This window comes from Pseudomonas sp. SJZ077 (genome assembly GCF_007993905.1).
Taxonomy (GTDB): Bacteria; Pseudomonadota; Gammaproteobacteria; order Pseudomonadales; family Pseudomonadaceae; genus Aquipseudomonas; species Aquipseudomonas mandelii.
The window spans coordinates 203605-229815 of record NZ_VIUJ01000010.1 but is presented as its reverse complement, the minus strand read 5'-3'; the positions used below and the strand labels follow the sequence as shown (position 1 = coordinate 229815).

General features: G+C 58.4%; 27 protein-coding genes and 2 pseudogenes. 20 read left to right on the top strand and 9 right to left on the bottom strand.

The window, feature by feature from the left end:
- Positions 1–206: 206 nt before the first annotated feature.
- The 5 genes from FBY01_RS17250 to FBY01_RS17230 all read right to left on the bottom strand — a co-directional run bounded on the left by FBY01_RS17250 (position 207) and on the right by FBY01_RS17230 (position 3356).
- Complete coding sequence (locus FBY01_RS17250) at positions 207–587, bottom strand: Rho termination factor N-terminal domain-containing protein (protein ID WP_010461813.1); 381 nt, start codon at positions 585–587, stop codon at positions 207–209.
- 73 nt (positions 588–660) lie between these two features.
- Positions 661–915 (bottom strand): hypothetical protein, encoded by a 255-nt coding sequence (locus tag FBY01_RS17245; RefSeq protein ID WP_010461811.1) that lies wholly within the window; start codon positions 913–915, stop codon positions 661–663.
- A 46-nt stretch (positions 916–961) separates the two neighbouring features.
- Positions 962–1300 carry a hypothetical protein gene (locus FBY01_RS17240; protein ID WP_010461809.1) on the bottom strand — a complete coding sequence of 113 codons (339 nt, stop codon included), beginning with the start codon at positions 1298–1300 and terminating at the stop codon, positions 962–964.
- A gap of 84 nt (positions 1301–1384) precedes the next feature.
- Positions 1385–2590 carry an MFS transporter gene (locus tag FBY01_RS17235; protein WP_145308727.1) on the bottom strand — a complete coding sequence of 402 codons (1206 nt, stop codon included), beginning with the start codon at positions 2588–2590 and terminating at the stop codon, positions 1385–1387.
- 112 nt (positions 2591–2702) lie between these two features.
- Positions 2703–3356 (bottom strand): HD domain-containing protein, encoded by a 654-nt coding sequence (locus tag FBY01_RS17230; protein WP_145308725.1) that lies wholly within the window; start codon positions 3354–3356, stop codon positions 2703–2705.
- Positions 3357–3568: 212 nt separating this feature from the next.
- Between FBY01_RS17230 and FBY01_RS17225 the strand changes: the two genes are divergently transcribed.
- The 4 genes and pseudogenes from FBY01_RS17225 (at position 3569) to FBY01_RS17210 (ending at position 5988) form a co-directional block, all read left to right on the top strand.
- Positions 3569–4051: a GNAT family N-acetyltransferase gene (locus FBY01_RS17225; RefSeq protein ID WP_010461803.1), complete on the top strand. Its 483-nt coding sequence runs from the start codon at positions 3569–3571 to the stop codon at positions 4049–4051.
- Positions 4052–4250: 199 nt separating this feature from the next.
- Positions 4251–4746 (top strand): annotated as a pseudogene (locus FBY01_RS17220) (PAAR domain-containing protein).
- Between the two features lie 5 nt (positions 4747–4751).
- A pseudogene (locus tag FBY01_RS17215) lies at positions 4752–5484 on the top strand (alpha/beta hydrolase).
- Between the two features lie 6 nt (positions 5485–5490).
- Positions 5491–5988 carry a hypothetical protein gene (locus FBY01_RS17210; RefSeq protein ID WP_145308723.1) on the top strand — a complete coding sequence of 166 codons (498 nt, stop codon included), beginning with the start codon at positions 5491–5493 and terminating at the stop codon, positions 5986–5988.
- A 55-nt stretch (positions 5989–6043) separates the two neighbouring features.
- Here the strand turns inward: FBY01_RS17210 and FBY01_RS17205 are convergent, their stop codons facing one another.
- Positions 6044–6487: a hypothetical protein gene (locus FBY01_RS17205; RefSeq protein WP_077747981.1), complete on the bottom strand. Its 444-nt coding sequence runs from the start codon at positions 6485–6487 to the stop codon at positions 6044–6046.
- 181 nt (positions 6488–6668) lie between these two features.
- On the opposite strand from FBY01_RS17205, the gene FBY01_RS17200 reads away from it, so the two are divergent.
- The 5 genes from FBY01_RS17200 to FBY01_RS17180 all read left to right on the top strand — a co-directional run bounded on the left by FBY01_RS17200 (position 6669) and on the right by FBY01_RS17180 (position 11811).
- Complete coding sequence (locus FBY01_RS17200; protein ID WP_077747980.1) at positions 6669–7667, top strand: 2-dehydro-3-deoxygalactonokinase; 999 nt, start codon at positions 6669–6671, stop codon at positions 7665–7667.
- Positions 7668–7680: 13 nt separating this feature from the next.
- Positions 7681–8301, top strand: a complete 621-nt coding sequence (locus FBY01_RS17195) for a 2-dehydro-3-deoxy-6-phosphogalactonate aldolase (RefSeq protein WP_077747979.1) — start codon at positions 7681–7683, stop codon at positions 8299–8301.
- A 45-nt stretch (positions 8302–8346) separates the two neighbouring features.
- Positions 8347–9495: a galactonate dehydratase gene (gene dgoD / locus FBY01_RS17190; RefSeq protein WP_008152275.1), complete on the top strand. Its 1149-nt coding sequence runs from the start codon at positions 8347–8349 to the stop codon at positions 9493–9495.
- Positions 9496–9636: 141 nt separating this feature from the next.
- Positions 9637–10947, top strand: coding sequence for an MFS transporter (locus FBY01_RS17185; protein ID WP_010461785.1), 1311 nt, complete (start codon positions 9637–9639; stop codon positions 10945–10947).
- A gap of 60 nt (positions 10948–11007) precedes the next feature.
- On the top strand, positions 11008–11811 hold the full coding sequence (locus FBY01_RS17180; RefSeq protein WP_145308721.1) for an IclR family transcriptional regulator: 804 nt from the start codon (positions 11008–11010) through the stop codon (positions 11809–11811).
- On the opposite strand, the gene FBY01_RS17175 is transcribed toward FBY01_RS17180, so the two are convergent.
- Positions 11808–12860, bottom strand: a complete 1053-nt coding sequence (locus FBY01_RS17175; RefSeq protein WP_145308719.1) for an NAD(P)-dependent alcohol dehydrogenase — start codon at positions 12858–12860, stop codon at positions 11808–11810. The genes FBY01_RS17180 and FBY01_RS17175 overlap by 4 nt on opposite strands.
- A gap of 190 nt (positions 12861–13050) precedes the next feature.
- On the opposite strand from FBY01_RS17175, the gene FBY01_RS17170 reads away from it, so the two are divergent.
- Positions 13051–13941 carry an AraC family transcriptional regulator gene (locus FBY01_RS17170; protein WP_145308717.1) on the top strand — a complete coding sequence of 297 codons (891 nt, stop codon included), beginning with the start codon at positions 13051–13053 and terminating at the stop codon, positions 13939–13941.
- 185 nt (positions 13942–14126) lie between these two features.
- Here FBY01_RS17170 and FBY01_RS17165 read toward each other — a convergent pair whose 3' ends face one another.
- Entirely contained in the window at positions 14127–15791 is a 1665-nt protein-coding gene (locus FBY01_RS17165) for an electron transfer flavoprotein-ubiquinone oxidoreductase (protein ID WP_145308715.1), read from the bottom strand.
- A 549-nt stretch (positions 15792–16340) separates the two neighbouring features.
- Here FBY01_RS17165 and FBY01_RS17160 point away from each other — a divergent pair.
- The 10 genes from FBY01_RS17160 (at position 16341) to FBY01_RS17115 (ending at position 25867) form a co-directional block, all read left to right on the top strand.
- Entirely contained in the window at positions 16341–17090 is a 750-nt protein-coding gene (locus tag FBY01_RS17160; protein WP_010461775.1) for an electron transfer flavoprotein subunit beta/FixA family protein, read from the top strand.
- Positions 17091–18020, top strand: coding sequence for an electron transfer flavoprotein subunit alpha/FixB family protein (locus FBY01_RS17155; protein WP_010461774.1), 930 nt, complete (start codon positions 17091–17093; stop codon positions 18018–18020).
- 79 nt (positions 18021–18099) lie between these two features.
- A complete protein-coding gene (locus FBY01_RS17150) occupies positions 18100–18924 on the top strand; it encodes an ABC transporter substrate-binding protein (protein ID WP_010461772.1) in 825 nt (274 codons plus the stop codon).
- Positions 18925–18933: 9 nt separating this feature from the next.
- Positions 18934–19290, top strand: coding sequence for a DUF4398 domain-containing protein (locus tag FBY01_RS17145; RefSeq protein ID WP_010461770.1), 357 nt, complete (start codon positions 18934–18936; stop codon positions 19288–19290).
- Entirely contained in the window at positions 19287–20099 is an 813-nt protein-coding gene (locus FBY01_RS17140) for an OmpA family protein (protein WP_077747974.1), read from the top strand. Before FBY01_RS17145 ends, FBY01_RS17140 begins: the two co-directional genes overlap by 4 nt.
- Positions 20100–20299: 200 nt before the next feature.
- Positions 20300–21739 (top strand): PLP-dependent aminotransferase family protein, encoded by a 1440-nt coding sequence (locus FBY01_RS17135; RefSeq protein ID WP_010461766.1) that lies wholly within the window; start codon positions 20300–20302, stop codon positions 21737–21739.
- An 89-nt stretch (positions 21740–21828) separates the two neighbouring features.
- Positions 21829–22320, top strand: a complete 492-nt coding sequence (locus FBY01_RS17130) for a hypothetical protein (RefSeq protein WP_042932282.1) — start codon at positions 21829–21831, stop codon at positions 22318–22320.
- 166 nt (positions 22321–22486) lie between these two features.
- A complete protein-coding gene (locus tag FBY01_RS17125; protein WP_010461764.1) occupies positions 22487–22741 on the top strand; it encodes a YkgJ family cysteine cluster protein in 255 nt (84 codons plus the stop codon).
- A gap of 41 nt (positions 22742–22782) precedes the next feature.
- The gene (locus FBY01_RS17120; protein WP_010461763.1) at positions 22783–23388 is read left to right on the top strand and encodes an START domain-containing protein; all 606 of its coding nucleotides are present in this window, start codon (positions 22783–22785) and stop codon (positions 23386–23388) included.
- Between the two features lie 385 nt (positions 23389–23773).
- Positions 23774–25867, top strand: a complete 2094-nt coding sequence (locus tag FBY01_RS17115) for an LTA synthase family protein (RefSeq protein ID WP_010461762.1) — start codon at positions 23774–23776, stop codon at positions 25865–25867.
- Positions 25868–25927: 60 nt separating this feature from the next.
- On the opposite strand, the gene FBY01_RS17110 is transcribed toward FBY01_RS17115, so the two are convergent.
- Positions 25928–26086 carry a DUF3309 family protein gene (locus FBY01_RS17110; protein WP_169858239.1) on the bottom strand — a complete coding sequence of 53 codons (159 nt, stop codon included), beginning with the start codon at positions 26084–26086 and terminating at the stop codon, positions 25928–25930.
- Positions 26087–26211: the final 125 nt, after the last annotated feature.

Sequence of the window (26211 nt, the reverse complement as noted above, 5' to 3'; positions counted from 1 at the left end):
TCCACAGCTACAACAACTACCTGTCGCCAATAGCTATGGAGCTAAAAGCGGCATAAACACCGTAACTGGTGTCCGGGATTACTTGACCAGATCAGCCTCGCTCCTACAGGGATTTGGTCATACGCGGATTTTCGCTACAACCCTAACCTGTAGGAGCGAGGCTTGCCCGCGAAGGGGTCACTACATTCAATAAAAAAATCAGGCTTCTACCCAGCCTTGCGCAACGCCTCAATCAACTCTTGTTTACGCATGCTCGAGCGCCCCGGAATCTTCTTCGAAGTCGCTTCTTTTCTCAAACTGTCCACGGTCTGCGTCTCTCGCGAAGCCTTGCTGTCACGCGAATGACCTTCGCGACTGGCCACCGCACGCCGTGACGATTCCTTGCGATCTTCTGATTTGGCACTCGCCGGTTTCTTGCGCCCGGAGCCCCCCTTGCGTTCGCCGCCACCGGACTGCTTGTTCACCGTTGCCCAGGCGCGCGCCTGCGCTTCATCTTTCGAGACACCTTTGTGCTCGTAGCCTTCTTCAATGTGCTCGGCCTTACGCTTTTGCTCGGCGGTATATTTGTCTTTGCTTCCACGAGGCATGGGATTTCTCCTGCTACTTGTAGAGTCGCTCAAACGGTCGCAGCCGCGCACGACTGCGACCTGATCCATCTTGTTAAACGTCCAGCTTGCGCGCCGCCTCAACCCCAGCCGCGCTGAGTTTGATCGGCAGTTGCAGCGAGTGTTCGCCGGCCTCGTTGCAGGTCACATGCCCGTGCTGAATCAGCCCGCGATCCTGCAGCGTGGCGAGGGTGCTGGCCACGATTTTCTCCCCCCGGTAATTGTCCAGGACCTCCTTGCCCAAGCCATTTGGATGGGCGTGCAGCAGACGGGTCAGGACTTCTTTCTCAAGGTTGTTATCGACGTTCATGGTTACCTCTTCATGGATGTGGATAGGTGAAACTCGCGTGGGCGAACTATTGGCTGGCGCCGCCTTCGGAACCCGAGCCACCGGTGGTGGTTTTCGAGCCCATGCCGGCGCCGGCGTTATCCGGTGTCTGAGTGTCCGGCATGTTCATGCCACCTTGGCGGCCCGTATCGTTGCCCTGAATCCGTGGGTCGGTGCCCGTTGACGGAGGCTGGCTGCTGTCTACGCCCGTGCCGTTGGTGTTCATGCCGGGTGAGCCTTGGGTGGTCGGATTTTTCTGACCTTCGACCGGGTTGGTCGGGCCGGTACCCGTGGCGGTGGTCGCCGCGAAAGCGGCAGAGGACAACAGCGTGGCGAGAGCGAGGGCGGTCAAGCGGGACATGATCAAGGTGTCGTCTCCATTTAATTAGAGTCCTTACCTGATGTTGGTCCGCCCCCGATTTGGATTGGTGCCTGATGAACGACGAACGGTTCAGGCCTGTTGCAACGATTTGCTGCTGTCGACCCGACGCCAGATCAAGCGGCCCAAGGTGATCAGCCAGTTCAAAAGCCCTATGGCGAGAACTGTGAGTAGAAGTGTCGTCATTCCGTGTTCGACAATGATCTTCCCGGCGAGCAATGGAAAGCCGAATACACCGATGAAGTACGACAGGCTGAACAGCAACAACGATTGCGAAGTGGTGCCGTGGGGCGTTTCGTTCGCCGCCAGGCCATTGATCACCGAGTACGTCAGCCCGTAGCCGACCCCGAGCATCATCGCTGCCAGCACGTAGCTGAGCTCGCTATCGACCACGAAGCTGAACAGCACAATCGAACCCGCCATCACGCCTGACAGCAGGCACGAAGCGCGCAATGCATCGCGCTTGACCACGACCCCGGCGATCAACATCCGGCTGCTGATTGCCGCACCCATGAAGCCGAAAAAGAACAGCGAGTAATCCAGCGAGCGAGACGCTGCGTAACTGGTTTGAAAGCTCGACAGGCCGCCGAATACGCACCCGCCGAGGCCGACCATGATGATCGGAAACACTGCCCTGGACGACAGCACCTGAGTCGTCGCACGCCAGGAAATGCGGGCGACAGTGGCGGTAGGCGAGGGCGTTTTTTTCAGTTGCGAATGCAGCCGCCAGAACAGCAACACACCCATCAGGCTGGCCAACGCGGCAAGGTAAAAGGCGGCGGTGACGGGATAACCGAACGCACTGGCCGCGCGGCCCAACAGCGGCCCGCTGCCGATCCCGGTCATCATGCTGCCCGACAGCAGCGCAAAGTATTTCGCGCGTTGCGCGGGCGTCACCAGGCTCGCCACGATCATCGGCCCCAAGGTGTAAAACACCCCCCAGCCCAGCCCCAGCAGCAGTCCGAAAAACAGCAACAGATTGCCGAACCCCGGCGTCAGCGCGAAGCCCAGGCTGGCCGCCACCAACAACACGCCGAACAGCGCAATCGAACGCGCCGCGCCGAGCAGGTCAGACAGGTGCCCGGAGACAACTACCGCCGCAAATGTGCTGAGCATCGCCGCCGAAATCACACTGCCGGCATCATGTTCGTTGCCGCCCCGTGAACCGATCAACAGTGACAACAGGAAGGTCGAGCCGTAGGACAGCGACAGCAAATAACTGGCGAGGCAAAACAGGCCGAACACTCTGCTTGAGACGTGGGGCGTAGCGGTAGACATGACGCGGTTCCTTGACCCGATAAAAACGCTGACCCTCTATCTACCATGTACCTCGACATTGTTAGGTCTGGGGTTATCGATGCCAGGGTTAGCGCGGGCCGGAGTAATGCGCTCAGGTGATGCCGATTTCTTCCTTGAACAGCACCATAAAACCCTTCAGGCGCTCATGCCTGACGCGCGCCAGCCGCTGGCCGGTGATCGTCTGGAAACCGTCCGCCAGGTGCAGCAACTTGGTCTGAAAGTGATCGAGGCAAAAGCGTTTGTCATCGTAGTCCCGCGCTGTCGCTTCCGGGTCTTGCGGGTCGTAAAGGGCGCTGCCCATGCGTCCGGCGATATAGAACGTGCGCGCTACGCCGAGCATGCCGAGGGAGTCGAGGTGGTCGGCGTCCTGCAGGACTTTGGCTTCGAGCGAGGACGGGGTGATGTTGGCGGAAAAGCTGTGGGCTTCGATGGCGTGGGCGACTGCGCTGATTTTTGCACTTGGCCAAGCCATGTCGCTTAGCACGGCAGATGCTTTTTCAGCAGCCAGGCGTGAGGCCTGTGAGCGCAACGGCGAATTCTTTTCCACCGCCACGCAATCATGCAAAAGCACCGCCGCCAGCAGCACTCCGAGATCGCCGCCTTCTTCAGCATGAAGCGTTCGCACGTTGTGCCACACCCGTTGCAGATGGGACCCATCGTGGGCGCCATCTTCCGAGGGTTCCAGTGCGTGGGGTAGCAGTTGCGCTGCGAGAAGTTGCAGCGGCGCGAAAGCATCAGTGGCCATGACTTTCCTTTGAAGTGAACGCGCTTTTGTGGCGAGGGCGCTTGCTCCCGCCGGGTTGCGAAGCAACCCCATCCCGGGAGCAAAGGTATTTCAGTTAAAACCGAGTTGCCAGCCTTTACGACTGCTTCGCACTCGGACGGAAGCAAGCTCCCTCGCCACAAACCACGCGCCGACTTAGTATGGCGTTTTCAACTTTCGACAAAGGCACGTCCATGACGATCGAGATCCGCCCGGCAACCCCCAGCGATGCACCGCAAATCCTCGGGTTCATCACTGAACTGGCCGACTACGAACGTGCCCGTCACGAAGTCATCGCCAGCGTTGCCGACATCGAACGCAGCCTGTTCAGCGAAGGCGCCACCGCCCACGGCCTGATCTGCCTGCGCGACGGCTTGCCGATCGGCTTCGCGGTGTTCTTCTTCAGCTATTCCACCTGGCTCGGCAGTAATTGCCTGTACCTCGAAGACCTCTACATCACCCCCCAGCAACGCGGTGGCGGCGCCGGTAAAACCTTGCTGCGCCACCTCGCCAAAATCGCCTGCGCCAATGACTGCGGGCGCTTCGAATGGAGCGTCCTGGACTGGAACAAACCGGCGATCGAATTTTATAAGTCGTTAGGCGCGCAGCCGCAGGAAGAGTGGGTCCGGTATCGGATGGATGGGAAGGTGCTGCGGGAGTTTGCTGAGGGGAGTTGATCCTACCCGTCTAGTCCGTCATCCTCTGCGCCTTTGCGCGCTCACGGATGACACCTGCAATGTCTATGACGTCTTCATCACTCGACACTCGTCATGTTCGCCATCGACTGTCCGGTTGGTTGAACGATGGTGGTGCATTTCCTTTGCGCCCTGATGATTGCCACCATCGCTATAAAACTCAAAAGCAAGGAGCTTTAACTTGAGTGGAAAACCTGCTGCGCGCGTTACAGACCCTACTTCGTGCCCGTTACCCGGACATGGCACCAATCCGATTGTTTCTGGATCACCAGATGTTTTCTTCGATGGTCTGGCAGCTGCTCGCATGACGGACAAATCTGCCTGTGGCAGCCCGATTACCGGCGCTGTTTCGGGGACGGTATTCATCAATGGTCTCAACGCCGCAACCCTCGATAGCACGGGCGGGCACGGCAACGTAGTTATCGGCGGTTCCGGGACCGTTATCATCGGGCAAAGCGGAGGCGGAGCAGCTTTTAGTGGGTTGCTTCCGATGCCGGTGCATTTTACCGACAGATTACAAGTGGTGAATGACGCGACCGGTGGGCCGATTCCTTATCACCCCCTATACCATTCAACGTGGTGACGGCAGCGAAGAGCATGGCGTGACGGATGCGTCCGGGTTTACTCACACAGTCAGTTCCCATTTGGCCGAGACCATTAAATTGTTTGTGGAGTGATTGGCATGGCGGGTGAAACTGCGGCGGTGAAACAAGCGTTACCTAAAAGAGAAGTAAAAATACATACATTGACCTGTAAGACTGATCAGGCTGTTAAGCAGGTGCCTGTCACCTTGCGAGACTTGGTTATATTTTTTTATTGGTGGTGCGGGCGATCAGGAAAGTTACTACGGCACAGGGCCTAATAATAATATTGATTATGTGCGTCGAATTGCTGTTGGCGACGCAAAACAACTAGAGATTTTGAAGCGCTGTCCTTCATGGGCGCTCAGTTATAATGCTTTTATTAGTGATGATGATCTTGAGCGCAATGTGTTGAGTAGAATACCTAATTGCTCCTCCGCGATTTACATCGTTGGTCACAGTCTCGGCGGCTGGAATGGTGCCCACCTTTCCAGTGTACTGACAGACAAAGGCTTCAAAGTAAAAATGCTGATTACACTGGACCCCGTGGGTGAAGGGAAAATTGTTTACGGCATCTCAAGTATCTATAGACGAGAGCCGATCCCCAAGGCTGACTATTGGGTGAATATTCGGGCAGCAGCGGTAGACTGGAATGCGTCGGATCTGGTCGCGGACTTTGGTGAACAGTGGGAAGTAACACAAGGACCCAATGTGATGGGGCGGGTGGATGTTAACCATGCTGATGCAGACAGAATGTTTGTGCAGACATTGCCAGGAGGCAAGTCTGCCCGCCAAATATTCAATGAATCGATTTTGAACTACTTCAGGGAGTGATTCTGGATGCATAAGTTTTTTTTGTTTTTAGCAATCTTGATGAGTGCATCGTGTTCTCTCGATCACGGAAGACCTGTCGCAACACTTGAGTATTCCAGTGTAAACGAACTTCGTAATACTGGAATTTACCAGGTTTTTTTCAATTCCGATGTGGAGCTTATTGGATTGTTTAAGTCGCGAATAGGTGAGGGGTTAGTCTGTTCTTTAGAGGATGATCTTGATTTTAGCGAAGCGCACCATATAAAGCGTTCCGGGTTTGGTTTGGTGGAAAAAGTGAGTGAGTCTGCACCATTGCTCTATCGAGCGAATGTCATTTTTAGTGAGTCGGAAAGCGGAAAAGGAGGAGAGGATTATTTGGAGGGAGAGGCCCTTATTCCGCTATTGAAGAAGCGTGATTTTATTTCGTGTGTTTATCGAGTTCATACTACTACATACAATACGTACTTCTCCCAAGTCATGCACGTGCCGACCGCAGAGCTGTTGAAGGCTATTGCTCACCAGTAAAACGAATCCATGCGATTCGAGGATGTTTTGCCGGGATAAACAGCCTCTCAATAACTCAGTCACTGGCTTCCCAATTACTCTTGATCAATCCGTCGAGGACTTGTCGAACAGTAATCTTGAAAGCCCCGGCCTTCCTCTCATCAAAGGCCGTTCGCCATGCCATATAACCCTGACTGAAATCCGTAATCTCTGCAGTTTCCCCCACTCGGTGGGTGATGCTGCGTTCCAAGGCTTTTGCCTGGAAGGGTAGGTGTGGCATTTCATTGAACTCGCTACCTGTCACCGGATTGATCATCTGAAAGCCATCGACCCTGATGTGAATAACCTTGCCCAATTTTGGATAATTTTCGATTTTCAGGATCGTCAGTGTCGATCCATCCTCGCCCGGCCGGTTTTTGTAGGCCCAGATATCGCCCACCTTCAATTCTTTCGATGCGCTGAATGCTGCGGTGGACCAGAGAGCACTGCAGAACAGCAGCGCCTTTAAAGCAATCTTCATTTTTCTTCCTTGAGGGCTGGGTGCCGTTCCGATGGCCGGGCATTTTAAGGCGTTGGCGAAGAAAATCCTGTCACACTTGTAAATCCCACAATATGGGAGTGATATTTATATATTGAGATTTCTCCGCGTCAGGGTTTATAGTCCAGCTCACTCACTGCCAATAAACAAAACAGGTGAAGCGATGCTGGCGCAATTGATCGCGCTCGATTGGGGGACAACCTCATTACGTGCTTACAAACTCGCCGCGGGTGGCCAGGTGCTGGAACAGCGTTCGCTGTCGTCCGGGATCATGCAACTGCCCCGGACACCGCGAATCATCAACGGTCAGGAATGCGCCGACGGTTTTGAACTGGCCTTCGACGAGGCGTGCGGTGACTGGCTCGACGCGCAGCCGGATTTGCCGGTGATTGCCTGTGGCATGGTCGGCAGCGCCCAAGGCTGGCGCGAAGCGGCCTACTGCGATACACCGGCGAACGTCGCCAATCTTGGAACTTCCCTACAAACCCTTCGCAGTCTTCGCGGTGTTGATGTGCACATCGTGCCGGGCGTGATTCAGCGTTCGCGCTTGCCGAACGTGATGCGCGGCGAAGAAACCCAAGTGCTGGGTGTCCTGCAGAATCTGCCGGTCGAGCAGGGCGCTGACCTGTTGATCGGCCTGCCAGGCAGTCATTCGAAATGGGTGGAAGTGGCCGACGGCTGCATCGTGCATTTCGACACCTTCATGACCGGCGAGATCTTCGCCGTGCTCAGTGAACACAGCATTCTCGGGCGTACCCAGCAAAAGGGCGCGTCGTTTGATGACCAGGCGTTTGATCGCGGTGTGCAAGTGGCGCTGTCGGCGGAGGGCGAGATCGGTCCGTTGTCGACGCTGTTCAGCGCCCGCAGCCTCGGGCTGACCGGTGAGCTCTGCGCCACTGCCCAACCGGATTACTTGTCCGGCCTGCTGATCGGCCACGAACTGTCGGCGCTGGCCAACGTTCAGCGACGCCGACGCAACAGCGTTCACCTGCCTTCAATCATCCTCATTGGCAACTCCCAACTGTGTGCCCGCTACAGCCGGGCCCTCGACGCCTGTGGTTTTGCCCGCGTGACCCTGGCCGAACAAGCCACCGAACGCGGGTTGTGGCAATTGGCGGTCGCCGCCGGACTGATCGCCGCACACCCATCCCGTTCAACCTGACTGGAGGTCTGACATGCTCAAGCAAGCACTGGCGCAAAACGGTCTGATCGCGATCCTGCGCGGCCTGCGCCCGCAAGAAGCGGCCGCCATTGGCGAAGTCCTTTATGCCGCCGGATTTCGCGTCATCGAAGTGCCGCTCAATTCCCCTGAGCCCTACGACAGTATCCGCATCCTGCGCAGTACTTTGCCCGCCGATTGCCTGATCGGCGCGGGTACGGTGCTGACACCGGAACAGGTCGAGCAAGTGAAAGCGGCGGGCGGTCAGGTGATCGTCATGCCGCACAGTGATGCCAAAGTGTTGCGGGCAGCAAAAGCGGCAGGGTTGTACCTGTCGCCGGGCGTTGCTACGCCGACCGAAGCCTTCGCCGCATTGGCCGAAGGGGCGGACGTGCTGAAGATGTTCCCGGCCGAGCAGATGGGGCCGGCAGTCGTCAAAGCCTGGCTCGCGGTGCTGCCGGCCGGAACCATTCTGGCGCCGGTTGGCGGGATCACGCCGGACAACATGCAGGTGTTTATCGACGCCGGTGTGAAAGGTTTCGGATTGGGTTCCGGGTTGTTCAAACCGGGCATGACGCCTGAGGACGTGGCGGTAAACGCCAAGGCCTATGTCGCTGCATGGAACGCTCTGCGTTAAGACTTTCTGGCGCCGAGCGCGCTACATCTATAAGAGAGACAACAGATGAAAATCACCAAACTCACCACCTTCATCGTTCCGCCGCGCTGGTGCTTCCTCAAGGTCGAAACCGACGAAGGCGTGACCGGCTGGGGCGAGCCCGTGGTCGAAGGCCGCGCACATACCGTCGCCGCTGCCGTTGAAGAATTGTCCGACTACCTGATCGGCAAAGACCCACGCAACATCGAAGACATCTGGACCGTGCTCTACCGCGGCGGCTTCTACCGCGGCGGCGCGATTCACATGAGCGCGCTGGCCGGTATCGATCAGGCGTTGTGGGATATCAAGGGCAAGGCCTTGGGCGTGTCGGTCAGCGATTTGCTGGGCGGTCAGGTGCGGGACAAGATTCGCGTGTATTCGTGGATCGGTGGCGACCGTCCGGCGGACACCGCTCGCGCGGCGAAAGAAGCGGTCGAGCGTGGTTTCACGGCGGTGAAAATGAACGGCACCGAGGAGCTGCAATTCCTCGACTCCTTCGAGAAAGTCGACCTCGCCCTGGCCAACGTTGCCGCCGTGCGTGACGCGGTGGGCCCGAACGTCGGCATCGGTGTGGACTTCCATGGCCGGGTGCACAAGCCCATGGCCAAGGTGCTGATGAAGGAACTCGACCCGTACAAACTGATGTTCATCGAAGAGCCGGTGCTCAGCGAAAACTACGAAGCGCTGAAGGAACTGGCGCCGCTGACCAGCACCCCGATTGCCCTTGGCGAGCGCTTGTTTTCGCGCTGGGATTTCAAGCGTGTGCTCAGCGAAGGTTACGTCGACATCATCCAGCCGGACGCGTCCCACGCCGGTGGCATCACCGAAACCCGCAAGATCGCCAACATGGCTGAAGCCTACGACGTGGCGCTGGCGCTGCATTGCCCGTTGGGTCCGATTGCCCTGGCGGCGTGCCTGCAACTGGATGCGGTTTGCTACAACGCGTTCATCCAGGAGCAGAGCCTGGGCATCCATTACAACGAGAGCAATGACCTGCTCGATTACGTGAAAGATCCGCGGGTGTTCGATTACGACAAAGGCTTCGTGAAGATCCCGAACGGCCCGGGCCTGGGCATTGAGATCAACGAGGAATACGTGATCGAACGCGCCGCTGTCGGCCACCGCTGGCGCAACCCGATCTGGCGCCATGCCGATGGCAGTTTTGCTGAGTGGTGAGTTCCTCCTGACTCCACCATGGTGATCGTTCCCACGCTCTGCGTGGGAATGCCTCACCGGGCGCTCTGCGTCCCTGGCTGTATTCCCACGCGAGCGTGGGAACGATCACGACCTCAATAAACATAAGAAGAGGCATTCCCCATGCAACCGCAAACCCTTACCGGGCAGGCGTCGTTGGTGGCGCCCAGCCGCAAGCGTTTTTTCATCATGGTGCTGCTGTTCATCACCGTGGTCATCAACTACCTCGACCGCAGCAACCTGTCCATCGCCGCCCCCGCGCTGACCAGCGAACTGGGCATCGACCCAATCCACGTCGGGCTGATTTTCTCGGCCTTCGGCTGGACTTACGCCGCTATGCAAATCCCTGGCGGATGGCTGGTGGATCGGGTGCCGCCGCGCATCCTTTACAGCGTTGCGTTGCTGCTATGGTCAATCGCCACCGTCATGCTCGGCTTCGCCGCCAGCTTCATCGCACTGTTCGTGTTGCGCATGGCAGTCGGTGCCCTTGAAGCGCCGGCGTATCCGATCAACAGTCGGGTGGTGACCACCTGGTTCCCCGAACGCGAACGCGCCACGGCCATCGGTTTCTATACCTCCGGACAGTTCGTGGGATTGGCGTTCCTGACGCCGGTACTCGCCTGGCTGCAGCATGAATTTGGCTGGCACATGGTGTTTGTCAGCACCGGTGCGGTCGGTATTCTCTGGGCGGTGATCTGGTACGCGGTGTATCGCGAGCCACGGGACTTCAAAGGTGCCAACGACGCCGAAATCGAGCTGATCCGCGAAGGTGGCGGGCTGGTGGATATCCAGGCCGAGCAAGCCAAGGTCAAGGCGAAATTCAGCTGGACCGACCTCGGCATCGTTCTGACCAAACGCAAGTTGTGGGGCATCTACCTCGGTCAGTTCTGCCTCAACTCGACGCTGTGGTTTTTTCTGACGTGGTTCCCGACCTACCTGGTGAAATACCGTGGCATGGACTTCATCAAGTCCGGCCTGTTGGCGTCGCTGCCGTTTCTCGCCGCCTTTATCGGCGTGCTGTGTTCCGGGTTCTTCTCCGACTTCCTGATCCGTCGCGGCTACACCGTGGGCTTCGCGCGCAAATTGCCGATCATTGGCGGGTTGCTGATTTCCACCTCGATCATCGGCGCCAATTTCGTTGAATCGACACCGCTGGTGATTGCCTTCCTCGCGTTAGCGTTCTTCGGTAACGGGCTGGCTTCGATCACCTGGTCGCTGGTATCAACGCTCGCTCCGGCGCGGTTGCTCGGATTGACCGGCGGGGTGTTCAACTTCATCGGCAACCTGTCGGCGATTACCACGCCGATTGTCATCGGTTTCCTGGCAACCGGTGATTCATTCGCCCCGGCGATCACCTACATCTCGGTTCTTGCATTGATTGGCGCGCTTTCCTACATCCTGCTGGTCGGCAAGGTCGAGCGTATCAAGTTGTAGTGGCAGCCATCGGGCGACCATAATGCCGCCCGTTCACTCGCTCAACGGTAAAGGCTGGATATGCAGGAAGACGCCCAAAAAATCGCCAAGGACGCCGCGCCAACCGGCACTCAGACACTGCTTCGTGGCCTGGGTGTGGTTCAGGCCGTGGCCAGCGGCGCCCGCGATCTCAAGGAAATCGCCCGGCTGATCGGTACGACGCGCAGCACCACCCATCGTCTGGCCAGTTGCCTGGTGGACGAGCGTTACCTGCGCGTGGTGCCGCAAGTCGGTTACCTGCTGGGGCCGAAGCTGATCGAGCTGGGTTTCCAGGCGCGTGAAGAGTTGCCGCTGGTCACCCTGGCCGGGCCATATCTGGACGAGTTGTCGGCGTTGACCGGCGACACCATTCACCTGGCGATTCGTGAAGGCGACGAGGTGCTGTATCTGCACAAGAATCCGGGGCGCAATGGCCCGGAAATGCGCTCGCGGGTCGGCCATCGCATGCCGTTGGCGCGCACCGGGATCGGCAAGGCCTTGATGCTGGATGACTCGCAGGAAGAATGGCAACGGCTGTACGAAGTCAGCCTGCCGGCGGGTGGGAAAAATCTGTTCTGGCCGCTGCACCCGGAGCAGTCCTGGGAGCAGTTTCAGCAGCGCATGGTCGAATACGTGGCCGGCGGTTATGCCTTCGATCTGGAAGATAACGAACCGTCGATTCGCTGTGTGGCGGCACCGATCCGTGATGCCAGTAAACGCATCGTCGCCGCCATCAGCATCGCCAGCACCGTGCCGTACATGCCGCTGGAAAAAATGGCCGAGCTGATTCCCTTGATCAAAGGGGTCACGGCCCGGCTCTCGGCAGAACTCGGCGCGAAGGTTTAGACCTTCAACGTCGCCATGTCGATGACGAAGCGGTACTTCACGTCACCGGCGATCATGCGGGCGTAAGCCTCGTTGATCTGGCGGATGTCGAGCATTTCGATGTCGCAGGTGATGTTGTGCTCGGCGCAGAAATCCAGCACTTCCTGGGTTTCGGCAATGCCGCCGATCAGCGAGCCGGCCAACACGCGACGGCTCATCACCAGTTTGCCGGCGTGGACCGGTGGATCGACCGGTTCGATCAACCCCACCATAATGTGCACGCCGTCGAAACGAAGCGTATCGAGGTAGGGATTGAGGTCGTGCTGCACCGGAATGGTGTCCAGCAGGAAGTCGAAATGTCCTGCGGCGGCCTTCATCTGTTCGGCATCGGTGGACACGATCACGTGGTCCGCCCCTTGACGACGACCTTCTTCAGCCTTGCTCGCCGAGCGGGTGAACAGCGTGACTTCCGCGCCCATCGCCTTGGCGAACTTGATGCCCATGTGGCCGAGGCCGCCCATGCCGAGAATCCCGACCTTGTCGCCGGCCTTCACGCCGTAGTGCTTTAGCGGCGAGTAAGTGGTGATGCCGGCACAGAGGATCGGCGCGGCACTGGCCAGGTCGAGTTTCTCGGGGATGCGCACAACGAAATGCTCGCTGACCACGATGCTGTCGGAGTAGCCGCCCATGGTGTTGCTGCCATCGACCCGGTCCGGGGTGGCGTAGGTCATGGTCGGACCTTCGAGGCAGTATTGCTCAAGGTTGGACCGGCAGGCTTCGCAGCTGCGGCAAGAATCGACCATGCAACCGACACCGACCAGATCGCCGACTTTATGTTGGGTGACGTTCGCACCTATCGCTGTCACTTTGCCTACGATCTCGTGGCCGGGCATCAACGGGTAAACGGCAATGCCCCACTCGTTGCGGGCCTGATGGATGTCGGAATGGCAGACGCCGCAGTAGAGAATATCGATTGCCACATCGTCGGCCCTTGGGCTGCGGCGTTCGAATTTCACGGGGGCGAGGGGAGTGGTAGCCGACTGGGCGGCGTATCCGATGGCGGTGTACATGGTGAACCTCGCAAAAGCAATGACAAGTGAGGCGGCGCATTTTGGGCGCCGTGCCTGCCACGGGCCATGGCGATTCCTCCGGGTGTCATGCCTATTCCTCCGGCATCAGCGTTCGTTTGATCAAATGGGCGATCAGACCTGCGATGATGCTTTCATACCTTTTTCCGCGACTTTTTTGTGAAGATTTCTCATGTTGTTAACCCGTCATCTTGATGCGAATGCCACGCTGGTTTCGCTGATCGAGCCCCTGACCACTCGCGATGGTTTCGCTCCTACGGCGTTGCCGGGCGTCCAGGTTTTACGGGCCAGTCGCGATGTGGCCCGTGGTCCGCAGATCTACGAGCCGAGCCTGGTGATCATCGCCCAAGGCAGCAAACTGGCGTATCTGGGGCCGCGCACGTTGGAGTACGGCGCCGGGCACTACCTGATTCAGGCATTGCCGGTGCCGTTTGAGTGCGAAACGTTTTCGGCGCCGGGTGGGCCGATGCTCGGGGTGTCCATCGCCATCGACCGAGTGTTGCTCGGTGAGTTGGTGTTGGCCATGGGCCTGGTGCCGGGGCGCACGGTTCCTGCGCAAACACTGGAGTCCATGACGTCGGCGGTGCTCGACGATGCGATGCGTGGTTGCGTGGAGCGGCTGTTGCGTTGCCTGCACGATCCGCTGGAATGCCAGGTCATGGGGCCGGCGCGGTTGCGGGAATTGTTGTTCGTCGCGTTGCGCGGTCCGCAAGCCGATGTGTTGCGTGCGCTGGTGGAGCAGCAAGGGCAGTTCGCCCGGATTGCAGCCTCGCTCAACCATCTGCACGGGCATTTCACCGAGCCGTTGAATGTGGAAACCCTGGCCAGTTGCGCGAACATGAGCGCATCGACCTTCCATGAGCATTTCAAGCGCAGCACGTTGTTGTCGCCGGTGCAGTATTTGAAGCGCTTGCGCTTGCTCAAGGCGCAGCAGTTGTTGCTCGCCGAGGGGTTGGGCGTGGCGCAGGTGGCGCATCGGGTCGGGTATCAAAGCACGTCGCAGTTCAGTCGTGAGTACAAGCGCTACTTTGAGCGTAATCCGGGGGATGAGCGCGCTGCCTGAGTGGGTAACGGTTCCTCTGTAGGAGTGAGCCTGCTCGCGATTGCGGTGGGTCAGTCGACATTTATTCTGAATGACACAACGCAATCGCGAGCAGGCTCACTCCTACAGGGGGATTATGGTGTGGGGTAAATGGCGGGCAACAAAAAGGCCCCCATTCCGGGAGCCTTGATGTTCAGGCGTTCGGCTTACATGTTCGGGTAAGTCGGGCCGCCAGCACCTTCCGGCGCCACCCACGTGATGTTCTGTGCAGGGTCCTTGATGTCGCAGGTCTTGCAGTGAACGCAGTTCTGGGCGTTGATCTGGAAGCGCTTCTCGCCGTCTTCCTTGGTCACCACTTCGTACACGCCGGCCGGGCAGTAACGCTGGGCAGGCTCATCGTACAGCGGCAGGTTCTTGGCGATCGGAATGCTCGGATCGGTCAGCTTCAGGTGGCACGGCTGCTCTTCTTCGTGGTTGGTACCGGAGATGAACACCGAGCTGAGTTTGTCGAAGCTGATCTTGCCGTCCGGTTTCGGGTAGTCGATCTTCTTGCAGTCGGCCGCCAGCTTCAGGCAAGCGTAATCAGGCTTGGTGTCGTGCAAGGTGAACGGCAGTTTGCCGCCGAAGATGTTCTGGTCCAGCCAGTTGAAACCACCGCCGACGATGGCGCCGAACTTGTGGATCGCCGGACCGAAGTTGCGGCTGGCGAACAGTTCGTCGTAGAGCCAGCTCTTCTTGAAGGCGTCGACGTAAGTGGTCAACTCTTCGGTGCCGTCTTTTTCAGCGAAAAGCGCCTCGGCCACGGACTCAGCGGCGAGCATGCCGGATTTCATGGCGGTGTGGCTGCCTTTGATCTTGGCGAAGTTCAGGGTGCCCAGGTCGCAACCGATCAGTGCGCCGCCCTTGAATACCATCTTCGGCAGCGAGTTCAGGCCACCTTTGCAGATGGCACGAGCGCCGTAGCTGATGCGCTTGCCGCCTTCCAGGTACTGCTTGAGCACCGGGTGATGCTTGAGGCGCTGGAACTCGTCGAACGGCGACAGGTAAGTGTTGCTGTAGGAGAGATCGACGATCAGACCGACGACCACCTGGTTGTTTTCCAGGTGGTAGAGGAACGAGCCACCGGTGTTCTCGGTGCCCATGATGTCCATCGGCCAACCGGCGGTGTGGACCACCAGGCCTGGTTGATGCTTGGCCGGATCGACTTCCCAGATTTCTTTCAGGCCGATACCGTAATGCTGGGCGTCGGCTTCGCTGTCGAGGTTGAAGCGCTTGATCAGCTGCTTGCCGATGTGGCCACGGCAACCTTCGGCGAACAGCGTGTACTTGCCGCGCAGTTCCATGCCTGGGGTGTACAGGCCTTCTTTCGGTTGGCCTTCGCGGTCAACGCCCAGATCACCGGTGACGATCCCGCGAACCACGCCGTTCTCGTCGAACAGCGCTTCCTGAGCGGCGAAGCCTGGGTAGATTTCCACGCCCAGGTTTTCGGCCTGCTGGGCCAGCCAGCGGCACAGGTTGCCCAGGGAGATGATGTAGTTGCCATCGTTGTGCATGGTCTTGGGCACAAAGAAGTCAGGAATTTTTTGCGCGCTGTCGGCGTTTTTCAGAACGAAGATGTCATCGCGGGTCACTGGTGTGTTCAGCGGGGCGCCGAGCTCCTTCCAGTCCGGGAACAATTCGTTCAGGGCGCGGGGTTCGAAGATCGCGCCGGACAGGATGTGTGCGCCGACTTCGGAGCCTTTTTCGACCACGCAGACGCTGATTTCCTTACCGGCTTCAGCAGCCTTCTGCTTCAAGCGGCAGGCGGCGGAAAGACCCGCGGGGCCGGCACCGACGATGACCACGTCGAATTCCATGTATTCGCGTTCCACAGGTTATCTCCTACTCAAGGCTCAACAGTTTTTTTTCTAATTGGAGGTTTGGTGTCGCATCCATGAATTCCTGCGCAATGCGCGGAACAGGACAATCGTATGACCACCTTTCTCTCTGGGTGGCGCATTATATCTACACCACTCCTAGCGTCCAATACAAACGTTTGTTTGAATTGGCTCAAAGCCAGAGAAATCAAAGTCACGCGGCTTATGAACGGCTATTTTGCCGTATTGACCGGAATAGGCGTTCCGGTCAAGATACGGTCGGTTTTGCGCTCGCCGTAGGCTGACTGTTGGGTTCAAGAGCACCTCTAAAGACAGGGCGATGGCAGTACAGGGTGATGCGCAGCGCAGTTTTGGTGCGCAGTTTACACGCCGCGATAATGAATGACTCGTTGGTCACCACTGACGAACGGTCATCACGCCTCGTGAGCAAGGTTCACTCGATACACCTGCCAGCGTTTTTAGAGGTGCCCTTGCGCCGATGAGCATCAAACCGCCAGGTTCGCCTAGGCGACTTTCTTTTCACCGGAGAGTAACGAGGAATCCATGAAGGTTCTTGTAGCTGTCAAACGCGTTGTGGATTACAACGTCAAGGTTCGCGTCAAGGCGGACAATTCCGGCGTCGACCTCGCCAACGTCAAGATGTCGATGAACCCGTTCTGCGAAATCGCAGTGGAAGAAGCCGTGCGCCTGAAAGAGAAAGGCGTTGCGACTGAAATCGTCGTCGTCTCCATCGGCCCGACTACCGCTCAAGAGCAACTGCGCACAGCGCTGGCTCTGGGTGCTGACCGCGCCATCCTCGTCGAATCCGCTGAAGATCTGACTTCCCTGGCCGTTGCCAAGCTGCTCAAGGCTGTTGTCGACAAGGAACAGCCTCAGCTGGTGATCCTTGGCAAACAAGCCATCGACAGCGACAACAACCAGACTGGCCAGATGCTCGCTGCATTGAGCGGCTACGGTCAGGGCACCTTCGCTTCGAAAGTCGAAGTGTCCGGCGACACCGTTGCCGTGACCCGCGAAATCGACGGCGGCGCGCAGACGGTTTCCCTGAAACTGCCGGCCATCGTCACCACCGACCTGCGTTTGAACGAGCCGCGCTACGCGTCCCTGCCGAACATCATGAAAGCCAAGAAGAAGCCTCTCGAAGTGCTGACTCCGGACGCTTTGGGCGTTTCCACCGCCTCCACCAACAAGACCGTGAAAGTCGAAGCGCCGGCTGCACGCAGCGCGGGTATCAAGGTCAAGTCGGTGGCTGAACTGGTCGAGAAACTGAAAAACGAAGCGAAGGTAATCTAAATGACTATCTTGGTTATTGCTGAACACGACAACAAAGTAGTGGCCCCGGCCACGCTGAATACCGTGGCTGCCGCTGCCAAAATCGGCGGTGACATCCACGTTCTGGTTGCCGGCCAGGGCGTTGGCGCCGTGGCTGAAGCCGCTGCGAAAATCGCTGGCGTGGCGAAAGTGCTGGTGGCCGACAACGCCGCCTACGCTCATCAGTTGCCGGAAAACGTCGCGCCGCTGGTAGCCGAGCTGGGCGCTGGTTACAGCCACATCCTGGCTGCCGCCACTTCCAACGGCAAAAACATCCTGCCGCGCGTTGCCGCTCAGCTGGACGTTGACCAGATCTCCGAGATCATCTCGGTCGAAAGCGCTGACACGTTCAAGCGCCCGATCTACGCCGGTAACGCCATCGCGACCGTTCAGTCGAACGCTGCAGTGAAAGTGATCACCGTGCGTGCCACCGGTTTCGACCCGGTTGCCGCTGAAGGTGGTTCGGCGTCGGTTGAAGCGGTTGCTGCTGCCCATGACGCTGGCACTTCCAGCTTCGTTGGCGAAGAACTGGCCAAGTCCGATCGTCCGGAACTGACCGCTGCCAAGATCGTCGTTTCCGGCGGCCGCGGCATGCAGAATGGCGACAACTTCAAACACCTGTACGCCCTGGCCGACAAGCTGGGCGCTGCCGTGGGTGCTTCCCGCGCCGCGGTCGACGCAGGTTTTGTACCCAACGACATGCAGGTCGGTCAGACCGGCAAGATCGTTGCTCCACAGCTGTACATCGCCGTCGGTATCTCCGGCGCGATCCAGCACCTGGCCGGCATGAAAGACTCCAAAGTGATCGTTGCGATCAACAAGGACGAAGAAGCGCCGATCTTCCAGGTGGCCGATTATGGCCTGGTGGCTGACCTGTTCGAAGCTATCCCCGAGTTCGAGAAGCTGGTCTAATCCAGTCGCTTGACTTATAAAGAGCCCGACCTTTTGGTCGGGCTTTTTTTTGTTCCGGATTTGAGTGGAGAGTGTTGCCATGGATTTGCGTCGCGTGGGTGGCTGGTCATTACTGCTGGGGCTGACGGTGCTGCCGGCGCTAGCCGTGGCGGCAGGCAAGTGCGAACGCCTGGTGGTGACCGGAAGCCCGGACGCGCCGCCGTACTTGTGGCAAGACCCGCAAAACCCCAAGCACCTGATCGGCGCCAGCGCAGACCTGTTGCAACACGTGGCAGGGGAGTTGGGCATCAAAGTCGAACTGCTTTACGCCGGCAAGCGCGCCCAGGCCCTGGACGAAGTGCGCAGCGGACGCATGGACATGCTGGCCGACGCGCCGTTGACCGTCAGCGAGCTGGACACCCTGGATTACATCCATCCGCCGTTGCTGGAAAACGACTATCTGGTCTGGACCCGAAAAAACTCGGCATTGGTCTATAACCAGGCGCAAGACCTTCACGGCCATCCGGGTGCCGTGTCGGAAAAGTCTCGAATGACCCAGGCATTCGGCACTTTCGCCGACCAGCAATTGACCCTCGTGCGTACCCCGAACCTGACCCAGGCCTTTCAGAAACTGCTGCTGGGCGAGGTGGAGTTTGTCCTCGCCGGACGCTACTCGGGCATGGCCGCCGCGCAATCGCTGAGCATGGCCAACGACCTGATCGCTCTTCCCCAACCGGTCGACAAACCTGGCCTGTTCCTCGCGGTTTCCCATAACTCCGCCTGCAACGATCCGTGGTTGCGCGGACAGCTGGCCAAAAAGATGACAGAATTGCCCGCGTCCGGACTGACGGAAAGCGTGCTGCAACGCAATATCGAGCGTTGGACAGCGCAGCAACAGCAACCCGTCAGTACCCCAAAACAGTAGGGATTTTTAGTGAGTATTCGACCTCTTTTCGCTGCCCTGGCCGTTCTGGCTCTGGCGGGTTGTGCAGCCGATCCGGCGCCGAATGAACAAATTCGCTTGACCGAACAGGCGCTTGAACAAGCCAAAGCCGTAGGCGCCACCGCCGCCGACGTGCCGGAACTCAAATTGGCCGAAGACAAGTTTTCCCGTGCCCAGGGCGACATGACGGATCAGTCCTACAGGCATGCGCGCATGCGGGCCGAGCAGGCTGAACTGGACGCGCGTCTGGCTGAAGCCAAGGTGCTGACCCTCAAGAGTGAGGAGCAATTGAATGTGCTCAATACCCGCATCACTCGCCTGCGCAAGCAGCTGGGAGATGCCCAATGAGCCTCAAGTCCAAAGCACTCGGCGGATTGATCCTCGCAGGTTGTGCAAGCCTTTACGGCTGCGCCGGCCAACACAGCGAAACTGCATTGCAGCAGGCCGGGACTGACTTCCAGAAGGTCAAGGAAGACTCCAACGTGCTGCGAATCGCGCCCAAGGACGTGATTCGTGCCGGTGAATCCCTGGCCCGTGCTGATCGTCTTTCCAGTTACTGGGGCAGCGGCTCGGATGTGGTGCATTACGCCTACCTGAGCCAGCGCTACAGCGAAATTGCCCGTGAGCACACCAATCAGGTGCTCAACGAAGAGCGCGCGGCGAAGCTCGAACTGGAACGTCAGCGCCTGCAACTGGCCTTGCGCGAGTCCAAATTGCTCAGCGTGCAGCAGCAAGGCAAGTGGCTCGAAGAACAGATTGTCGCCCTTGCAACCACCCAGACCGACCGTGGCCTGGTGATGACCCTGGGCGACGTGCTGTTCGACACCGGCGAAGCGGAGTTGAAGAATTCGGCGAACCGCGTGGTCCTGAAGATCGTGCAGTTCCTGCAGCTCAACCCCAAGCGCGTGGTCCGTATCGAGGGCTACACCGACAGCACAGGCGGCAAGCAGGACAACCTCAAGTTGTCCCGTGACCGTGCGCAATCGGTGGCGAACGTGCTGATGGACCTGGGTATCGACGACAAACGTATCAAAGTCGAAGGCTACGGCGATGAATACCCGGTGGACGTGAATGCTTCCGAGCGTGGTCGTGCACAGAACCGTCGGGTGGAAATTGTGTTCTCCGACGAAAAAGGCCAGCTCGGCGCCGCCCGCTAAGGGCTGCGTTACTGGAAAACCCGGCCTGCCTGACAGCGCCGGGTTTTTTGCGCCTGCCAATTGGCTCTCAAAACAGTACAGTTTTTGCTGACACTGCACTGTACGGTCGACTATTGTGGCAACTGTCCCAGTACACTTCTAAACTGTTCCGGTATTGTTTCACACAAGAATAAAATGCCCGTGAAATCGAGTGCTGCGTCATGACCAATCTCTTGCTCTACCAACGTATTGCTCAGCAACTGGCCGAAGATATCCGTCGTGGTGTCTATCAACCGGGGGAACGCGTGCCTTCGGTGCGCAAGATGAGCTCGCAGCTCAACGTCAGCCATGCGACTGTTTTGCAGGCTTACGCCAATCTCGAGGATCAAGGGCTGATCCGCGCCCGGCCGCAGTCGGGTTATTACGTGCACCAGACGCCGGCCTTGACGGCGCCCACGCCGGACATCGCCCGGGTCGAGCGGCCCGGCCTGGTCACCCGTAGCAGCATCATTCAGCAAGTGCTGGTCGAATCCCGCCGCGAGGGTGTTTTTCCCTTGGGCGCAGCGGTGCCGAGCGTCGATTATCTGCCGGTCCGCGCCTTGCACCAGCAATTGGCAAAAGTCACCCGTTTCCATAGCCCGCGTGCCTTCAGCTACATGTTCAGCCCCGGTTTTGAACCGTTGCGCCGGCAGGTGGCGATTCGCATGCGTGATGCCGGCGTGGTGGTCGATCCGTCCGAAGTGGTGATCACCCACGGCTGTGTCGATGCATTGCAGATGTCTCTTCGCGTGCTGACCCGGCCGGGCGACCTGATCGCCGCCGAATCGCCGACTTATTACGGTTTGCTGCAATTGGCCGACTTGCTGGGTCTTAAAGTCATTGAGATCCCCAGCGACCCGGCGACTGGCATGAGCCTCGAAGCCCTGCAATTGGCGGCCAACCAGTGGTCGATCAAGGCGCTGGTACTGACCACGCGTCTGAGTAATCCACTGGGCGGTACCATGCCCGAAGAGCGGCAGAAACAACTGCTGCGCCTGGCCTCGGATTTCGATATCCAGATCGTTGAAGACGACATCTACGGCGAGTTGATGTTCGAACAAGGTCGGACCAAATCGCTCAAGGCCTACGATCGGCTGGATCGGGTGATTTATTGCTCGAGCTTCTCCAAGACCCTGTCACCGGGCGTGCGGATTGGCTGGATGATTGCCGGCAAATACCAGCAAGAGATTCAGCGTTTGCAAACGTTCAGCACGCATTCGGCGTGCAGCGTCACGCAGATGGGCATTGCCGCGTACCTGGAGAATGGCGGTTACGACCGTCACTTGCGCTACATCCGTCAGGAATACCGCAAGAACCTGAGCGCCTTCCAGTTGGCCGTGCAGCAGTATTTCCCGGAAGGCACGCAGATGACCCGGCCAACAGGCGGTTTCATTCTGTGGGTCAGTCTGCCGGGGCGGGTCAACACTCAGGAACTGCATGTGCGTGCGTTGCAGCAGGGCATCAGTATCGCGCCGGGGCTGATTTTCAGTAACACCGAGCAGTTCAATCACTGCATCCGCCTGAACTGTGGAACGCCCTGGAACCGTGAAGCCGAGCGCGCATTGATGACCTTGGGAATGTTGGCGACTCAACTGTGCCAGGAGACGACCAGCGGTTTCTGACAAGTGCGTCGGTCGTTTCGTACACGTGCTTGTCATGTTGCGTACAACAGGCGAGCATATGGCCCTCTGCCGTTAGCGTCGTTGGTTCCATGAAACCGATTTTTCCTGCCGCCTGCCTATCGATCTGCCTCCTCTTGACCGTTAATGTCCAAGGCGTCATGGCGGCTTCGACTCAGGAAAAGCCGGCAGCCAGCGCAACAACGTCGAAAAAACCGGTTGCCGCGAAGAAAACTACTGCGGTGAAAAAAAACGTCGCGCCAGTCAAAAAGAAACCGGCTGTGCTGAAAAAGCGGCCGCCGATTGCTTCAAAGTCGAAATCGGCCCGAGAAGTGGCGAAGACTCAACTCCCTTCCGCCGATCTGGACCTGAGCCTGCCTAAAGATTTGGTCGAAGAGCTGAAACCGGTCGGTACGGTCCCTATGCCACGACGCGACTCCGTGTTGCCGGAGATGTTCGGTGACAAGAACAGTCAATTTCAGCTCAACGGCCGGCTGCTCAGCAACGAAATGCAGTTGCAACTGCGCAATGAAGAGCGCCGGGACGTCGAAGGCGCAGCGCTGGATTTCGAGTTCAAACAGTAAATCTGCACTGATTCGTGACCCGCGACCCAGACGCTTTGTCGGAGACTGGTCAGTCACGTTCGTTTGAGCGTAAAAACCCCGGTCCAGGTAATTTAAAACAGCTGTTTTAGCGGTTACTCTGTGCCCCGTCCATTAACACATCACCCGTCGCGAGGAGCTTGTCGTCATGAAATGCCGTGAAGGCTGTGGCGCCTGTTGCATTGCCCCTTCCATCAGTTCACCGATTCCCGGCATGCCCAATGGCAAAGCCGCTGGCGAACGTTGCATCCAACTGTCTGTCGATAACCTGTGCAGCATTTTCGGCGATCCACAACGTCCTGCCGTATGTTCGGCGTTTGAAGCCGACGTCGAAGTCTGCGGAAGCAGCAGTGACGAAGCGATCAAGCTGCTGGGATGGTGGGAGCAGATGACGGCTGCATGATGTGTCCTGAGAACGGAACTTCAACAATAAGGAATAAGACTATGGGTTCGCTGCATCGTATGGCTGTGCTGTGTGGTTTGACGGTGGTGCTGGCCACCACGGCTGCACAGGCCGAGGACTGGAAAGTCGCCAAGAATGAAGACGGCATCAAGGTGTCCCTGAGTGAAGTGGCCGGTTCCGATTACAAAGCGTACCAGGGTGTCACCCTGATGAAGACCACCATGGCCAAATTGCGCGCGCTGCAGGAAGACGTGGCAGGCGCCTGCACTTGGATTCACGACTGCAAGACCCAGAAGCTGCTCAAGCACGAAGGTGATCAGAACTGGACCTACACCCAGTTCAATACCCCGTGGCCGGTGACTCCGCGTGATTCGGTGTTGCATATCACCACCACCGAAGGCGCCGACGGCAGCCTGACCCGCAAGCTTGAAGGCGTGCCGAAGTACGTGGCTGAGGAAAAGGGCTTCGTGCGAGTCACCAAGGTCGACGGTTTCTGGAAGTTCGTCCCCAAGGGTGACCAGATCGAAGTGACCTACCAGGTGCACACCGAGCCAGGCGGCAGCATCCCATCGATGGTCGCCAACAAGTTCGTGGTCGATGCGCCATTCAACACGCTCAAGGCCCTGAAAGAGCGCGCCGAGAAGTAATCGCACGCTGTTTCATGAAGCGCCCCGACCTCTCGGGGCGTTTTTTATTGGGCAATCGTCAGTTATGCGCAATCCATGTGGGAGCGAACCGGCTCGCGATAGCGGTTTCTCATCCGAAAGAGGTGTCGACTGATCCACCGCTATCGCGAACAGGCCGGCTCCCACAGGTATATTTTGTTTCCGGATATACGTTGCACAAAATTTTCACAATGCCTCCAAGACAATTCGCCCGCGTCAGCCCGCCGGGCACTAATCAATGGCAATGCTGCGGGTGATCGTGCAACATTTGCGCACCGCGCAAGCCCCGGGGTCGAGAACTGGCCAACAGAGGGCAGGGCGCCGCTTTATTTTTGAAACTTCAACTTCCAATGGGTCCTAAAACGACATGGCAAACCCGGACGCCCTGAGTCAGCAGCGAGCTTCTAGTCGCCTGCTGCAACCGACCGTCAAATCGCACCTGGCCTACACGCTGCTGTGCGCCATGGTCATGATGGTCATGTTCAGCCTGCTGCGCGTTGCGCTGCTGGTCTACAACCGCGAAATGATCCAGGATTCACCCGCCTCGACCTTCATCGAGGCGTTCGCCAATGGTCTGCGTTTCGACCTGCGCCTAGTGGTCTACCTCTGCATTCCGCTGATTCTGGCACTGTTCAGCGCCCGGGCCATGGCCGCTCGCGGATTCTTCCGCTTCTGGCTGACCATCGCAGCGAGCACCGCGCTGTTCCTGGGCCTGATGGAGATGGATTTCTACCGCGAGTTCCACCAGCGCCTCAATGGCCTGGTCTTCCAGTATGTGAAGGAAGACCCGAAAACCGTGATGAGCATGCTCTGGTACGGTTTTCCTGTGGTTCGCTACCTGCTGGCCTGGGCTTTCGGCACGTTGATCCTGACCCTCGCGTTCAAGGGCGCCGACCGTGCGACCCGTCCTCGCGGCCCGTTCAGTGGCGGCAGCATCGGCGCGCGCCAGATCGCCCCGTGGTATACGCGAGGCGTCGTGTTCGTGGTCTGTCTGCTGGTTTGCGTGGTTGCCGCTCGTGGCACCCTGCGTCAGGGCCCGCCGCTACGTTGGGGTGATGTCTACACCACCGATTCGAACTTCGCCAACCAGTTGGGCCTCAACGGCACCCTGTCGCTGATCGCGGCGGCCAAGAGCCGGATGTCCGAAGAGCGCGACAACATCTGGAAAGCCACGCTGGACCAACCAGTGGCTCAGCAGACCGTCCGCGATATGTTGCTGACCCCAAGCGATAAACTGGTGGATGGCGAAACCGCCGCCGTGCGTCGTAACTACTCTCCGGCCGCTGACAAGACCCTGCCGATCAAGAACGTCGTTGTGATCCTGATGGAAAGCTTCGCCGGTCACTCGGTGGGCGCGCTGGGTCGTCCGGGTAACGTCACGCCGTACTTCGACAAGCTGTCCAAAGAAGGCCTGCTGTTCGACCGCTTCTTCTCCAACGGCACCCATACCCACCAGGGCATGTTCGCCACCATGGCCTGCTTCCCGAACCTGCCGGGCTTCGAATACCTGATGCAGACCCCGGAAGGCAGCCACAAACTGTCCGGCCTGCCACAGTTGCTCAGCGCCCGTGACTACGACGATGTGTACGTCTACAACGGCGACTTCGCCTGGGACAACCAGTCGGGCTTCTTCAGCAACCAGGGCATGACCAACTTCATCGGGCGTAACGACTTCGTCAACCCGGTGTTCTCCGACCCGACCTGGGGCGTGTCCGACCAGGACATGTTCAACCGGGGTCTGGAAGAGTTGAAGGCCCGCGACGGCAAGGACAAAAAACCGTTCTATGCCTTGCTGCAAACCTTGTCCAACCACACGCCTTACGCCTTGCCGACGCCTTTGCCGGTCGAGCGCGTGACCGACCGTGGCAGCCTCAACGAACATTTGACCGCCATGCGCTACTCCGACTGGGCGCTGGGTCAGTTCTTCGAGCAGGCGCGTAAAGAGCCGTACTTCAAGGAAACCCTGTTCGTGGTGGTCGGCGACCATGGTTTCGGCAACGAGCAGCAGATCACCGAAATGGACCTGGGCCGATTCAACGTACCGATGCTGCTGATCGGGCCGGGCGTGCAGGAAAAATTCGGCCAGGTTGACCACACCGTGGGCACCCAGATCGACATCGTGCCGACCATCATGGGGCGTATCGGTGGCGACGTGATTCACCAGTGCTGGGGGCGTGACTTGCTGAACCTGCCGGAAGGCGACAAGGGCTTCGGCGTAATCAAGCCATCGGGCAGCGATCAAACCGTAGCGTTGCTGACCGCGGATCGCGTGTTGGTGCTGCCTAAGGAAATGCCGCCCAAGTTGTATCAGTACGAACTGGGCGCCAATTCGAAAGGCGAACTGATTCCGGCGTCGGCTGACGAAGCGGCCCTCAAGCAGAAACTCGAGTCGTTCATCCAGACGGCCACCAAGAGCCTGATCGACAACACCGCCGGTGTGGTTGACGGCAAGCCGGACTAAGTTTTCGGCGCAATAAAAAAGAGGCCCTTCGAGGGCCTCTTTTTTTTGCCTGTTAAATCTTTATATCTTGCCAAGTAACAGCAGAATCAACAGCACCACCAACACCACGCCGATGATACCCGACGGGCCATAACCCCAACTTCTGGAGTGCGGAAAGACCGGCAAACCACCTACCAGCAGGAGAATCAGAATTACGATAAGAATTGTGCCCATGTCTATTTCCTTGTTGGAAGTGTTCTGGAATAACCTAGCTTTTAACTGTCAGTCGGACTGCAATAAACCCGAGCTGCTTACAAAATCCGACTGTCGCGCACGCCGGAAAATTCCAAGTTTTTTTAATGTTT

Bases quoted from the DNA above. Each gene is read 5' to 3' on its own strand.
- FBY01_RS17250 (WP_010461813.1), bottom strand. From the start codon at position 587: ATGCCTCGTGGAAGCAAAGACAAATATACCGCCGAGCAAAAGCGTAAG.
- FBY01_RS17245 (WP_010461811.1), bottom strand. From the start codon at position 915: ATGAACGTCGATAACAACCTTGAGAAAGAAGTCCTGACCCGTCTGCTG.
- FBY01_RS17235 (WP_145308727.1), bottom strand. From the start codon at position 2,590: ATGTCTACCGCTACGCCCCACGTCTCAAGCAGAGTGTTCGGCCTGTTT.
- FBY01_RS17230 (WP_145308725.1), bottom strand. From the start codon at position 3,356: ATGGCCACTGATGCTTTCGCGCCGCTGCAACTTCTCGCAGCGCAACTG.
- FBY01_RS17225 (WP_010461803.1), top strand. From the start codon at position 3,569: ATGACGATCGAGATCCGCCCGGCAACCCCCAGCGATGCACCGCAAATC.
- FBY01_RS17210 (WP_145308723.1), top strand. From the start codon at position 5,491: ATGCATAAGTTTTTTTTGTTTTTAGCAATCTTGATGAGTGCATCGTGT.
- FBY01_RS17205 (WP_077747981.1), bottom strand. From the start codon at position 6,487: ATGAAGATTGCTTTAAAGGCGCTGCTGTTCTGCAGTGCTCTCTGGTCC.
- FBY01_RS17200 (WP_077747980.1), top strand. From the start codon at position 6,669: ATGCTGGCGCAATTGATCGCGCTCGATTGGGGGACAACCTCATTACGT.
- FBY01_RS17195 (WP_077747979.1), top strand. From the start codon at position 7,681: ATGCTCAAGCAAGCACTGGCGCAAAACGGTCTGATCGCGATCCTGCGC.
- dgoD (WP_008152275.1), top strand. From the start codon at position 8,347: ATGAAAATCACCAAACTCACCACCTTCATCGTTCCGCCGCGCTGGTGC.
- FBY01_RS17185 (WP_010461785.1), top strand. From the start codon at position 9,637: ATGCAACCGCAAACCCTTACCGGGCAGGCGTCGTTGGTGGCGCCCAGC.
- FBY01_RS17180 (WP_145308721.1), top strand. From the start codon at position 11,008: ATGCAGGAAGACGCCCAAAAAATCGCCAAGGACGCCGCGCCAACCGGC.
- FBY01_RS17175 (WP_145308719.1), bottom strand. From the start codon at position 12,860: ATGTACACCGCCATCGGATACGCCGCCCAGTCGGCTACCACTCCCCTC.
- FBY01_RS17170 (WP_145308717.1), top strand. From the start codon at position 13,051: ATGTTGTTAACCCGTCATCTTGATGCGAATGCCACGCTGGTTTCGCTG.
- FBY01_RS17160 (WP_010461775.1), top strand. From the start codon at position 16,341: ATGAAGGTTCTTGTAGCTGTCAAACGCGTTGTGGATTACAACGTCAAG.
- FBY01_RS17155 (WP_010461774.1), top strand. From the start codon at position 17,091: ATGACTATCTTGGTTATTGCTGAACACGACAACAAAGTAGTGGCCCCG.
- FBY01_RS17150 (WP_010461772.1), top strand. From the start codon at position 18,100: ATGGATTTGCGTCGCGTGGGTGGCTGGTCATTACTGCTGGGGCTGACG.
- FBY01_RS17140 (WP_077747974.1), top strand. From the start codon at position 19,287: ATGAGCCTCAAGTCCAAAGCACTCGGCGGATTGATCCTCGCAGGTTGT.
- FBY01_RS17135 (WP_010461766.1), top strand. From the start codon at position 20,300: ATGACCAATCTCTTGCTCTACCAACGTATTGCTCAGCAACTGGCCGAA.
- FBY01_RS17130 (WP_042932282.1), top strand. From the start codon at position 21,829: ATGAAACCGATTTTTCCTGCCGCCTGCCTATCGATCTGCCTCCTCTTG.
- FBY01_RS17125 (WP_010461764.1), top strand. From the start codon at position 22,487: ATGAAATGCCGTGAAGGCTGTGGCGCCTGTTGCATTGCCCCTTCCATC.
- FBY01_RS17120 (WP_010461763.1), top strand. From the start codon at position 22,783: ATGGGTTCGCTGCATCGTATGGCTGTGCTGTGTGGTTTGACGGTGGTG.
- FBY01_RS17115 (WP_010461762.1), top strand. From the start codon at position 23,774: ATGGCAAACCCGGACGCCCTGAGTCAGCAGCGAGCTTCTAGTCGCCTG.